The 12,184-nt window shown below is 40.8% G+C and carries 16 protein-coding genes and 1 tRNA gene; 12 read left to right on the top strand and 5 right to left on the bottom strand.

Annotated elements, in window-relative coordinates; all coding sequences use genetic code 11:
• Positions 1-323: 323 nt before the first annotated feature.
• Positions 324-1,382 carry a PAS domain S-box protein gene (locus Q0R52_RS02985; RefSeq protein ID WP_295791973.1) on the top strand — a complete coding sequence of 353 codons (1,059 nt, stop codon included), beginning with the start codon at positions 324-326 and terminating at the stop codon, positions 1,380-1,382.
• Between the two features lie 215 nt (positions 1,383-1,597).
• On the opposite strand, the gene Q0R52_RS02990 is transcribed toward Q0R52_RS02985, so the two are convergent.
• Positions 1,598-1,912: a hypothetical protein gene (locus tag Q0R52_RS02990; RefSeq protein ID WP_295791976.1), complete on the bottom strand. Its 315-nt coding sequence runs from the start codon at positions 1,910-1,912 to the stop codon at positions 1,598-1,600.
• A 214-nt stretch (positions 1,913-2,126) separates the two neighbouring features.
• Between Q0R52_RS02990 and Q0R52_RS02995 the strand changes: the two genes are divergently transcribed.
• Complete coding sequence (locus Q0R52_RS02995) at positions 2,127-2,615, top strand: hypothetical protein (protein WP_295791978.1); 489 nt, start codon at positions 2,127-2,129, stop codon at positions 2,613-2,615.
• 98 nt (positions 2,616-2,713) lie between these two features.
• The gene (locus tag Q0R52_RS03000) at positions 2,714-3,205 is read left to right on the top strand and encodes a hypothetical protein (protein WP_295791980.1); all 492 of its coding nucleotides are present in this window, start codon (positions 2,714-2,716) and stop codon (positions 3,203-3,205) included.
• A 22-nt stretch (positions 3,206-3,227) separates the two neighbouring features.
• On the opposite strand, the gene Q0R52_RS03005 is transcribed toward Q0R52_RS03000, so the two are convergent.
• Positions 3,228-3,470: a helix-turn-helix transcriptional regulator gene (locus tag Q0R52_RS03005; RefSeq protein WP_295791981.1), complete on the bottom strand. Its 243-nt coding sequence runs from the start codon at positions 3,468-3,470 to the stop codon at positions 3,228-3,230.
• 140 nt (positions 3,471-3,610) lie between these two features.
• On the opposite strand from Q0R52_RS03005, the gene Q0R52_RS03010 reads away from it, so the two are divergent.
• The 5 genes from Q0R52_RS03010 to Q0R52_RS03030 all read left to right on the top strand — a co-directional run bounded on the left by Q0R52_RS03010 (position 3,611) and on the right by Q0R52_RS03030 (position 6,142).
• Positions 3,611-3,865, top strand: a complete 255-nt coding sequence (locus Q0R52_RS03010; RefSeq protein ID WP_295791982.1) for a hypothetical protein — start codon at positions 3,611-3,613, stop codon at positions 3,863-3,865.
• Between the two features lie 275 nt (positions 3,866-4,140).
• Entirely contained in the window at positions 4,141-4,551 is a 411-nt protein-coding gene (locus tag Q0R52_RS03015; RefSeq protein ID WP_295791984.1) for a hypothetical protein, read from the top strand.
• A 40-nt stretch (positions 4,552-4,591) separates the two neighbouring features.
• The gene (locus Q0R52_RS03020; RefSeq protein ID WP_295791987.1) at positions 4,592-4,957 is read left to right on the top strand and encodes a hypothetical protein; all 366 of its coding nucleotides are present in this window, start codon (positions 4,592-4,594) and stop codon (positions 4,955-4,957) included.
• 280 nt (positions 4,958-5,237) lie between these two features.
• Positions 5,238-5,696, top strand: coding sequence for a hypothetical protein (locus Q0R52_RS03025; protein ID WP_295791988.1), 459 nt, complete (start codon positions 5,238-5,240; stop codon positions 5,694-5,696).
• Positions 5,697-5,800: 104 nt separating this feature from the next.
• Positions 5,801-6,142: a hypothetical protein gene (locus Q0R52_RS03030; protein ID WP_295791990.1), complete on the top strand. Its 342-nt coding sequence runs from the start codon at positions 5,801-5,803 to the stop codon at positions 6,140-6,142.
• A gap of 476 nt (positions 6,143-6,618) precedes the next feature.
• On the opposite strand, the gene Q0R52_RS03035 is transcribed toward Q0R52_RS03030, so the two are convergent.
• Positions 6,619-6,692: transfer RNA gene (locus Q0R52_RS03035), tRNA-Arg, on the bottom strand.
• A gap of 445 nt (positions 6,693-7,137) precedes the next feature.
• Here Q0R52_RS03035 and Q0R52_RS03040 point away from each other — a divergent pair.
• A complete protein-coding gene (locus tag Q0R52_RS03040) occupies positions 7,138-7,995 on the top strand; it encodes an N-acetylglucosamine kinase (protein ID WP_295791992.1) in 858 nt (285 codons plus the stop codon).
• Positions 7,996-8,132: 137 nt separating this feature from the next.
• On the opposite strand, the gene Q0R52_RS03045 is transcribed toward Q0R52_RS03040, so the two are convergent.
• A complete protein-coding gene (locus tag Q0R52_RS03045; RefSeq protein ID WP_252787686.1) occupies positions 8,133-8,828 on the bottom strand; it encodes an NUDIX domain-containing protein in 696 nt (231 codons plus the stop codon).
• A 124-nt stretch (positions 8,829-8,952) separates the two neighbouring features.
• On the opposite strand from Q0R52_RS03045, the gene pfkA reads away from it, so the two are divergent.
• Genes pfkA through gap form a run of 3 tightly spaced genes read left to right on the top strand, consistent with a single transcriptional unit; the run spans position 8,953 to position 11,826 of the window.
• Positions 8,953-9,939: a 6-phosphofructokinase gene (gene pfkA / locus Q0R52_RS03050; protein ID WP_295791997.1), complete on the top strand. Its 987-nt coding sequence runs from the start codon at positions 8,953-8,955 to the stop codon at positions 9,937-9,939.
• A gap of 9 nt (positions 9,940-9,948) precedes the next feature.
• Entirely contained in the window at positions 9,949-10,797 is an 849-nt protein-coding gene (locus tag Q0R52_RS03055; RefSeq protein ID WP_295791999.1) for a hypothetical protein, read from the top strand.
• Between the two features lie 33 nt (positions 10,798-10,830).
• The gene (gene gap, locus Q0R52_RS03060) at positions 10,831-11,826 is read left to right on the top strand and encodes a type I glyceraldehyde-3-phosphate dehydrogenase (RefSeq protein ID WP_295792001.1); all 996 of its coding nucleotides are present in this window, start codon (positions 10,831-10,833) and stop codon (positions 11,824-11,826) included.
• Between the two features lie 94 nt (positions 11,827-11,920).
• Here gap and Q0R52_RS03065 read toward each other — a convergent pair.
• The coding region (locus tag Q0R52_RS03065; protein WP_295792003.1) for a hypothetical protein at positions 11,921-12,184 on the bottom strand (264 nt) is incomplete at its 5' end.

Consider the following 12,184-nt stretch of genomic DNA (forward strand, 5'->3'; position numbering starts at 1 on the left):
TTATTTTTATTCACTATGCCAATGTAATATTTTTTAACGCATGTTGGCTTTGTTCGAGCCAAATTCGGGAAGAATTAGGCCTTTGCCTGATTGTGGTGTCATCTGATCATTTTCGCAAGCGAAGGACACTTGCTAAGTGCGTTCGGTTAAGCCATAATCTTAACCGGGCGGTCATCAAACGTGATAACGATCTCTCAAAAACGTGCCCAGCGTCACTATAACGACGTTTAATAATCCGTAGATTACTTTATAATTAGTGGCTGTAAAATAGCCAAACTAAAAAATGCCTTATTAAAACTATTACCTATAGACCATAGGTCATTATGAGACAGCTAGTTAAGCAATCGATAGCAGGTGAAGCGGTCGCGTTAGGTTCTGAAATTATTAACGATGAAAATTTCAGGAAGCTTGCGGGGACGAGCTATGCCGGAATAACGTTGATTGACGAGAATATGAGGATATTTTATCGCAGTCCGTCGGCCGAAACGATGGCGGGGCGAAAAAACAGCCAAACGCAAAATACGCGGGCATATGATCTGGTTCATCGCGAAGATGCAGAAAAAGTGGAAGCGGCAATAAAACGGGCATTATTATTTCCCGGTGAATCGCAGAACTGCGAATTCAGGACGATACATGCGGATGGGCATTATATGACAATTGAGTGCACTTTTAGCAATATGCTTGACAAACCGGGAATCAATGCTGTTGTTTGTAACTGGCACGACATAACCAAACGGAAAAGCTTTGAACGGTCGCTCGAACACGCCAATAGCGAACTACAGGATTACAGGCATGCTTTGGACGAATGCGCAATAATAACCATCACTGACAGTGAAGGGAAAATCAGCTATGTCAATGATAAATTTTGTAAGGTGTCGCAATACAGCCGGGAAGAATTGCTGGGGCAGAATCATCGTATCATTAATTCTGGTTATCATGGCAAGGAATTTTTCAAGACATTGTGGGATACCATAAGCCAGGGCAACGTATGGCGGGGCGAAGTTAGGAACAAAGCCAAGGATGGAACCTTTCATTGGGTTGATGCTACGGTAGTGCCTTTTTTAAAGGATGATGGACTGCCTTACAGCTACGTTGCTATCCGTTTTGATATAACAAACAGAAAGAACGGCGAACTGGAACTCTCGAAATTAAATAATGAATTACGGCAAAAATATGATCAGCTTATGGAGATATCGTGGCTACAATCGCATGTAATCAGGGCGCCGCTTGCTCGCATTATGGGCCTCCTCCCTTTAATGAAAGAAGGAAAGGCAGAAGAAAAGGAACTAATTTTTGATTATATGTTGCAGTCTGCTAAAGACCTGGATGGTGTGATCAAAAAAATAACCACCCTATCCGACCGGGCTAATTTCCTACAGTAATAAAAAGGCTCCTTTTTGTGTTCCCCCAAGGTCACACAAATTCATTGCATAGGAGAATGCTGCATTCTTAGCACGCGGCGCAGGGGCCTTTCAGGAGTCCCTGCGGAAATGGAAAGAAATCGTCTTTTATTCTGGAAATTCAATCTTGCTCTAGAAGATAAGGCAGTAGGAAGGGCCGTATGTTAAAAGGATATATCACCAATTTACAACTCTTTTCACCCGCAGGTTAGGCTTTGATTATCCCTTACATCTTTTTTAAACTTTTCCTTCCATTGCTTTACCGGCATTGCGGTTTCTTCTCCACTTTCGTCGAAATAGATCCAACTGTTAGTTATTTCACAAAGCGCAGTAAGCTGGTTAATGTCCTTTTTTGTGATAAAATACCTGCCATATTTGCGCTCACCATTTAAAGTAGCATCCCATAAAACATATTCAAGGTTGGCCATCCAGCCTGCGCAGGATGCTTCTTTCGATATATCGCTCATCATATCAGCAAGCTTTACTTGTTCTTCGGTTAAATCGGCGTACATGTAATAAAAGTAGAAAAAAAGCCCAACATTAAATGTTATTTTGTGTCTCCGCAGGGTCTTTCAGAGAGTACCCTGCGGTGGTTCACAGAAATTCATTGCATTAGGAGAATGCCGCATTCTTAGCACGCGGCGCAGGGTCCCTTAACACATTCCATTGAAGCCTGGTGCATGTTGCATCGGGCTTTGTCATTTTATCACAATTCAAATCACAGTCATGAAAGAATTAAAAAGTTTCCAAACAGTTGGCACTATCATTAACACTCATTTTCCTATTCGGCGGAAGCATGGTAAACGTTGGAAATGGGCCCAAACAAGGGGCTCTAACCCTGCACAGGTAAGGCAAAATGATTGCTGCGAACATTCATATCATGAAGTCCTAAACCTCGTCAAAACTCATCATTTAAAGCCAGGTGACGTCTTCTATGAAAAGGATTCAAAGCATGATACAAGCGAATTTCTCGCAATGCATGGCTTTATGACAAGCACATTCTTCTGGCGCCTTGATTGCGCTGCCTATTACGATTATGAAATTGAATTTGCATTCAATAACTGTCCATTTGAGGCAGAGATTCGAAGATGCCTTCGAGCGTTTCCACTTGACCGGCAGGCAAAGGAAATTCAACTTAAACCTGATTTCAAAACATTTTACAACAACGTTCTGAAGGTTCAACCATCCGAGTTCATCTTTTCTTTTAAAAGGTGACCTTTCGAGTTGCCTCACCAAACTATTCAATGCCAGGCTTAATCAGCTTGGCATTTTCATTTAGTCAACATTTCAATTAACCATTAAACGAATTTATTATGAAACCATTGAACACCAACATCGAAACGCGCCCTTATAATAAAGAAGTGCGCAAAGCCTTTAACCAAATCCTGACTGAAGCCAAAGCAATGCTTGCTGGGATTGAAAAGGAGGAGTTACGAAATACCCTATCGAGAGAGATTAAGCCAGCAACAAGAAACATGCTAATCTATGAGTTCATTAGCCCTTTAATCTATCTAAGCATCCATTGCAGTAATGAAGAGCTTTTTACAATCCATTATGGATTTGAACGTGGTAATGCGAATCATGAACTGTGCCATCAAACTGCTTACTTTACAAGGGCTGTTTACAGTGCTACGTCCAAAGAACATACGAAGATCGATATAGAAGGCTGTGTTCAAAATGATTGGTGCATAATTGATTGCAGTGCTCTCTACGAATATATGGAAGACCGGGGCATCAATCATAAGTTTTCCCTTATAAAATATAAACCAGCAGCGGGCAGAAGAAAGATGCAGGCAGTTGCTTAACATAATAGGAGGCTCAGGTCTCCTATTTAAAAGGCTCTTTCGGCAGAAATTCTTGTACTGAACAATTGAAAATTACCGCAAACTCGTTTATATGGTTCAGATTATATTTTGTAGGCGACTTTGAACTTTCTGCTTGCCCAATAAAGCCATTAGTCATATTCATTAATGCTGCAAGTTCGGATTGAGAAAGATTGCGCTCAGTACGCTTCTCCCTCACTTTGTTTATAACATAAGCTTCAATATCCGTTTTTAGACTAGCAGCCATAGTCTACGAAAGAATAAAAAGAAATGCATGTGTTTACTTAGCAATAACTAAGTATTTATTAATTTAGCGTTGCGGTAAATGTCCACTGCAAACAGTCGGAAACCTACCAACAAGGACTAGTTGGTTCTTAAATTATCACAATGAAATCGAAATTTATCCTTGCTGTAGCACTCTTAATTACTCTCATATCATGTCATAAATCACCAAATGGCACATACGCTGTTTATAAGTCAGAACGAAACAGCGGTAGCGATCAACACATCGAAGCTTTGAAACATAAGTATGCTGATAATAAGTACAACATTAAATTTGCCGATAAGTATATTCAACTGACAGAAATGGAATCCAAACAAACAACTATGCTAGCTGACGCGGGAATCGAATATTCCCGTTAAGAGCGCCACTTCATCGGATAGCAACATCTCGTACTCCGTTGGCTCTTTCATATTCAAAGATAGCCTAATATCTATTTTAAAAGGGAACCTGACTAAGTAAATACAATGGGCACCTCGGACAGTACCCTTATAAAAAGGAAGGTGACATTGCCGTTCAAACAGCAATGATAAGTCGATAGCAGTCACCTTGAAACGCGTGAGAAGATGCAATATAATTTGCTAACAATATTAGCAAATATGAAGATAATCATCAGCTTTGTGTTGTTGATAAAGCGATGCAAACGGTTAATGCGAAGTATGTTTATGATGCCCTGGCTACTGACTTGCAATCGTGGATTGGAAGCAACCGTAGGACTAATAAATACATCTCCAGACATAACTTAAAGTATCTATTCGAGCTTACCGACAGTCGCGAGTTAACTATAGACCTGTGCAGGTTTGATGTTGGATATTATACTAAGGTGTTTGCAGGCGCTGAGGGCCTTAAAATGAGTGAAGAGTTTGTCAAGAAGGCATGTGTTGTGATGCGTGAAACGCTTAAACGGGTAGGTAAACCTGAAATGGAAATTACTATATCTGTTAAGCATAAAGTATCAAGGATAACTCATTGGCAGACCTTATATATCACGCCCAAATTCACACCTGAATCGATGAAACCATTGGTTAGGAAACCGGATGAACGGTGATAGTTGGATATGCTACCAGGAATAAATTATCAAGATGACTATGGAAACTTTTAAAATAACAACAGCAGGCAACTCTACCTTAATTACTGATGAAGCTAACAGCTTTATTGTTAAAGTTGAGAAGGACAAAATACTCACCGAGCATGACAGTGGTGCAATATTGGAAGCTACTCTATACAAGGAGGAAGGGACTTTCATTCCTGTATGCAGCTATATCTTTACGATAATGGACGCTCAATTTGACTTCATTGTCGATGATGTTGATATAGACGCATTTAACGAGGCCATAACGTTCTTTTTTAATACTATCCTGGGTACAGATTACTTTGTTAGAAGTGTTCCTATATGCTCATCGCTTTACGTTGCACAGGCTAGGTTTAAACCTTTTATGAAGGTGCTGAGTTAATACTGCCCAACTTTCTGTTTTAAAAGGGTACTACGCTAAATAATAACCTGATATTTAAAATTGAATTTCGAAAGGTTCCCTTATAAAGCAAAGGGTGAGAATAAAACCAATCGCAACCACAAACAATTCTAGACTAATCTCGATCCGCTCCTATACTAGAACGAAGTTCACAGCAAAACTGGAAAGTTGAAATCTCAATTCAGGAATTACAGGTCCTCTATAAAGACTAAAAATTCAATATCTTTGAATTGAAACATACCATAATCCTAAACATACAATAATGACAACAACCTACTTCGGTATTCTCGCCGATGGCAACACAATTGAGAAGCATACCCTTTCAGAGGTCAATGATGTATCGGAAGTAGAATATAGGTTAAAATGTGTAACGAGCGATGCCTGGGCAAAACCACCAACTTTTACAATCATTGATGTGATGGGTTCCTATTTGCGGTTTCGTATAGGGAACTTCGAGGTTGTCAGTATAGAAGAAGAATCACCCGACTCGATCGTAGGGAGCAAGGATATCCTCATTAAAGAACTTCATACTGGCAAGACACATAGAACAAGACTAGAGATGCGAGGGATTGGATTTTTTCACGATGAGCTTCTACCTTTACTTCACAAATTAAATGAAATAGGTAGTTGGACAATGTACGAAAAGCTTGAGGAACTTGATATTGCAAATAAAGAGATAGTGCGGTTAAAGAAGGCGTTAGCAGATTGCCAATCTAAATGACCTAGGTCCTAATTCAGGATTTGAGTAGCCTCTATAAAGTATAATATTTCAATATTCCTGAATTAACTTCATTAGCTTTGCACCTCATATTGAAATGCTAAACCATGGCTATAGAACACGACCCTATAATTACTCACGAACGGGTGCTAGACAATATCATTCTTGAAGGACAGTATAACTACTCTACTTATACTACAATCGGGCTTACAAAACAAAATGACTTTTATATCAAACTCGATTTCATCGGCTTAGACTCAAATACCATTACTGATGTAGCTAGTTTATATGAGTTGAATAAAGAATTGTTGTTCAGTTCTGATTTAGCGAAGGAACAAGGCTATGATATTACTCATATAGTAACCGAGAAGTTTCATTCAAACAGTAATTACGCAATGACTTGGGAGTGCCTATCTGACAAGCCCGGCCCATCACTCATAATAGAATAATTTCTTGTGGTTACTAAACGACAACTTTTCAATTCAAGATTTAAGCACCCTCTATAAACTAAGAAATCTTCGATATTCTGAATTGGAAGGGAAGAGTGAGAAATGAATTACTGAGCAAAGTTAGGCGTGAGTCTTAATACATGGCAAGGAATTTCCGGCATAAACCCACTACCCTACTCACCTGTCCTTTTATTCCATTCCTCCTTGCATTTAATTAAGCCATAAGCCTGCATAGGCAACGTAATTCATTTATTCACTTAAATCAATATTGATATGACAGACACAACTTATCGACTGAAAACTGCACCAAAACTGCACCAAACATGATGCTATATTCGGATAATTCGCAAAGTCGAATAAGTACAATTTAGCGTAAACAATTAAGTAACAGATTTATCAATAATGCACTTTCGTGTAAATCAATGTTTTAAAGCATAAAAAAGCCTTTTAGAAAACTCTAAAAGGCTGCAAGGGTGTGATCTCATCAGGATTCGAACCTGAGACCGACAGATTAGAAATCTGTTGCTCTATCCAGCTGAGCTATGAGACCCGTCGCGATATTTTCGCTATGCAAAGATGCAAAAATCTGCATAAAAATTCAAACACTTAGTTTTGTTAATTACATACCGTGATGTGGCTGCTTTTTTTCAAAACTTTTTAAAGCGTTTTAAATTGCCGTGTTCTTAACGTACCGTACTAAATTCGTCGCCAAAACATTATTCAATCTATTGCTTGCTAATATTTGTTAAATTATATATATAATTGTAAACAATTATAAACCGATTGCCCTCATAAAGCAATACATTTATATTTTAAATTAACAGCTATTTTATAAACTTTGTATTGATTTACGGTGCAGTGCCCCTGCCCTTAAAGCTTAAAAAGAACACAACATTAATTTAAAATGAAGAATTTTACTTTTTAAAAAGGTAAAGTGTTTTTTTTACAATAAGTAAATCATACTTTTAACCGATTTTTTCAAATAAACTTATTTTATGATCATAATTGCTGACGGTGGCTCTACTAAAACCAATTGGTGCCTGGTTACCGAAGAAGGAAAAAAAGTATACTTTAACACAGAAGGCTACAATCCCTATTTTTCAAGTACTGAGTATATCATCCAATCGCTGCAGGAAAGCCTGCCAACCGATTTGGAGAAAGATGAGATTACCGAAGTTAATTATTACGGCGCAGGCTGCTCAACCGAAGAGATGCGCAACATTGTAAAAGAGGCGATGCAGGCCGTATTTACCAAATCAAAAGTTTATATAGGGCACGATTTACTGGCTGCCGCACGCGCGTTATTAGGCAACAACGAGGGCTTTGCCGCTATATTGGGCACGGGTACCAATACCTGCCTTTATAACGGTAAGGAAGTTACCATGAACATCGATTCGGGCGCCTACATCCTGGGCGACGAAGGTAGCGGCTGCTACATCGGCAAAAAACTACTTGTTGATTACCTTCGCGGCTATATGCCCGAGGTTGTTCGCAACCTGTTTTGGGAAACCTACAAACTTACACCTGATGACGTAAACGAACAGGTTTACACCCAGCCCCGCGCCAACCGTTTTTGCGCAAGCTTCAGCAAATTTGTTTACGACAATAACGTTCATATAGAATACTCAAGGAATTTGGTACGCACCTCGTTCGAAGATTTCTTCCGCAACCTGGTAACCCACTACCCTGACTATCAAAAATATTCATTTAACTGTATCGGTTCGGTAGGCTACAACTTCCGCAACGTGCTGGAAGAGTTAGTAGTTGAAAACGGCATGGTTGTAGGCAACATCATCCGCTCGCCTATAGATAACCTGGTAAAATACCATTTGGAGATGGCGCACCAACTGTAGTTGAAAGAAGAACCAAGAGTCAAGAGCCAAGAATCAAAATAAAAAAAGACGGAAAATTAACTTCCGGCTTTTTCGTTTCTTATGGTTTTTTCTTTCCTGGCTCTTGATTCTTGATTCTTGACTCTTGACTCTAACTATCACTTATCAAGGTTCAACTCATTATTAAAAATCTTCGCATACTTCCGCCTGTCGAATTTGTAGAGTTTGGCGGCGCGATAGGAAACGCCTTTTTGTTTTTCGTCCAGTTCCTTCAAAAAGCCGTAGCTCAGCATTTTTTTACGAAAATTGCGTTTGTCCAGCTTTTTGTTCAGCACTGCTTCGTAAAGCGATTGCAGCTGGGTAAGCGTAAACTTTTCGGGCAGCAGCTCGAAGGCTATCGGCTGATAATTTAAGCGGCGGCGTATTTTGTTAAAGCCGGTTTCAAATATTTCCGAGTGATCAAACGCAAGCTTCGGCAGTTCGTTTACCGGGTGCCAAAATGCTTTTCGGGCATACTGGGTAACCGGCCGTAACTCCTTCTGTCCGTTTATACGTATCAGTGCATAATAAGCAACAGTTATTACACGGCCTTGAGGGTGTCGGTTTACCTCGCCAAACGTGTGAAACTGCTGCATGTGCAAATCGCGCAGGCCGGTTAGCTCGTATAAAATACGCTCCGCGGCATCGTCGATACTTTCATCCTGCTCAACTATATAGCCGGGCAGGGCCAGCCAGTCCTTAAACGGTTCCTGGTTTCGTTCAATAAGTAGTATCTTGAGCTCGCCGGCTTCGAAACCGAATATTACGCAATCAATTGAAAAGACTGAGTTAAATGTAGGCAGTGCAACTTCCAAACCTGATAAAAATTAGGTAAAAAAATTAAAGTTAATTGGTTAAGCGCTAATGTAAAAAAAAAAATTAAATTTAATGGTGTAAATTTTACACAGTATCTTCGTAGCTTCAAATTATCGCTAAAAAATGCACAAAATTTCAAAACTCGCTGTTTTAACCTCGGGTGGCGATGCGCCGGGGATGAACCCCTGCATCCGCTCGGTAGTAAGGACGGCAATTTACAATAAACTGCAGGTTACAGGAATAAGGCGTGGTTACCAGGGACTTATAGAGGACGACATGTACGATATGCAACCCCGGTCGGTTAGTAACATACTGAATTTAGGAGGTACCATTTTAAAAACCGCACGTTGTTTACCCTTTCGTTCAGACGAAGGTATGGAACTTGCCTACCAGAACTTAAAAAAGCACGAAATTGACGCTTTGGTGGTAATTGGTGGCGACGGAACCTTCACCGGAGCGCTGCGTTTCTCGAAAAAATTCCCGGATATTGCTGTTATGGGTGTTCCCGGAACGATTGATAACGACCTTTACGGCTCAACCTACACCCTTGGGTTTGATACCGCTACCAATACAGTTATTGAAGCTATTGATAAAATACGCGATACTGCCGATGCTCACGATCGCCTGTTTTTTGTGGAAGTAATGGGCCGCGATTCGGGTGCAATTGCCCTGCGTGCCGGTATATCGTGTGGTGCTGAGGCTATATTACTGCCCGAAAAGGCCACCGCAATTGATGATTTGATTGAAAACCTTAAAAATGGGCAAAGCAATAAAAAATCGTCGAGCATTGTTATTGTTGCCGAAGGCGACAAAAACGGAGGTGCTTATGATATTGCCAAAAAAGTGCAGAAAGAAGTTAAAAACTACGACGTAAAAGTAACCATACTCGGCCATTTGCAACGTGGCGGCAGCCCTTCGGCCTTCGACAGGGTGCTGGGCAGCCGTTTGGGATATGCGGCCGTGAATGCACTTATTGCCGGCAAAACGCAATCGATGGTTGGGCTGGAAGCTAATCACATCAAAATAACAAGCCTCGAAGAAGCGCTTACCCAACATGAGTTTAAACTGGAAGAAGATTTGATGCAGATGGCTGAAATATTATCTATCTAAAAAAATCAAATGAACGCAGTTGTTTATAGCGGATCAAATTATGCCGAATGGCGCCTTTTCGATAAGGAAAGAACCATTGCCTCGTTTAAAACAGGCGGCATAAACCCCTATTTTAACAATGAGGAACAGATAATTGCGCTTTTAAAGAAAAATATCAACCTGATACACCACGCCGAAGAAATAAAGCGTATTTATTTTTTTGGCGCCGGCTCGTTCTCGACCGAGCTTAAAAACACCGTGCACGATGCTTTCCTGAAATTTTTTAAAAACGGGCGTGTAACCGTTGAGCATGATATTACTGCCGCCGCTATTGCCTGTTGTAAAAACTCACCGGGCATTATCAGCATCATAGGCAGTGGTTCGAATGCGGCGTGGTACGACGGTAAAAGGGTAAAACCCAACAATTACGGCCTTGGTTATATCCTGGCCGACGAAGGCTCGGGCAATTGGCTGGGCCGGCAGCTGGTAAAAGGCTACATGAATGAGACGCTGCCCGAAAACATAAGGAAGAAATTTGTGCAACGGTACGACCCTGAACGCAAGACGCTGCTGGAGAAGATCTACCGGCAAAAGCAACCCGCTGTTTACCTTAGCTCATTTACCGACTTCTTTGTTGAAAACCAGGAAGATAGCTACATTAAAAATGTGATAAAGACGGGGTTTGATAAGTTGATGCACACCTATTTATTACCATTGCATGATGAACATCCCGAAGCTTTTTTGTATTTTGCGGGCACTGTAGCAGCAAGCTTTCAAACCCAGTTAAAGGAGGCAGCTGCCGATGCAAATCTTGAAATTGCAACCATAATTAAAGAACCCATAAACAACTTACTAACTTATTATTCAAACAGAAATTAAACGTACTACTCAAAATTAAAAATTAAGAAAATCATGAAAATAGGAATTAACGGCTTCGGCCGTATTGGCCGCCTGGCATTCAGAGCTGCAATTGAAAGACCCGACATTGAAATTGTTGGTATTAATGACCTTGTTGAGCCAGATTACATGGCTTACATGTTAAAATACGACTCAACCCACGGTCAGTTCAAAGGCACTATTGCTGTTGAAGGCGGTCATTTGGTAGTAAACGGTAAAACTATCCGTGTAACTGCTGAGAAAGACCCTGCAAACCTTAAATGGAACGAGGTTGGTGCAGAAGTTGTAATTGAATCAACCGGACTTTTCCTTACACAGGAAACTGCCCAAAAACATATTGATGCCGGCGCTAAAAAAGTGGTAATGAGCGCACCTGCAAAGGATGACACCCCTACATTTGTAATGGGTGTTAACCACTGGACACTGAAAGCTGAGCAAACCATCGTTTCGAACGCTTCATGTACTACTAACTGTTTAGCTCCTATCGCTAAAGTACTGAATGATAAATTCGGTATCGAAGAAGGATTAATGAGCACCATTCACGCGGTAACTGCTACCCAGAAAACAGTTGACGGCCCATCTGCTAAAGACTGGAGAGGCGGCCGCGGTGCTTACCAAAACATTATCCCTTCATCAACCGGCGCAGCTAAAGCTGTTGGTCTGGTTCTTCCTGAACTGAAAGGTAAACTTACCGGTATGTCATTCCGTGTTCCAGTTGCCGATGTTTCAGTAGTTGACTTAACTGTCCGCTTAAAGAACCCTGCAACCTATGAGCAAGTTAAAGCAGCCATGAAAGAAGCATCTGAAGGCGCTATGAAAGGCATATTAGGTTATACTGATGATGAAGTTGTATCAGAAGATTTTAAAGGCGACGCACGCACATCGATATTTGATGCAAAAGCAGGTATTGCCTTGAATGACAACTTTGTTAAAGTAGTATCATGGTACGATAACGAATGGGGTTACTCAAACAAACTGATCGACCTTGTACAGGAATTAGGTAAATTATAATTAGAAATAACTCCATAAAAAGGAAGCCCCGGACATCAAAATCCGGGGCTTTTCTGTTTATATGGCGGATATGTTAGTTGGGCATAGCCTGTAGTTAAACAATCGGCTCCGCCACGCCAACAAATATCACCACGCCGTCGCCACCAGGGTTTGCCACACCGTCGGTAAAAACGTCTACATACAAAGATGGTTTCCAGTTATTTGCGCACCAGAGATTACCCGCGCGGTCGATTGAGGTTGAAGTAACCCGCATCAAAGGCTGGTACGATGGCGGTATTTGATTTCCGTCTTTGTCGAGTTGATGGCCGTAAAGCGGCTGCCCGTTTGCCAGGCGTACCTCCTCACCCGCGGTCGGCAA

This window comes from Mucilaginibacter sp., from assembly GCF_025359345.1.
Classification (GTDB): domain Bacteria; phylum Bacteroidota; class Bacteroidia; order Sphingobacteriales; family Sphingobacteriaceae; genus Mucilaginibacter.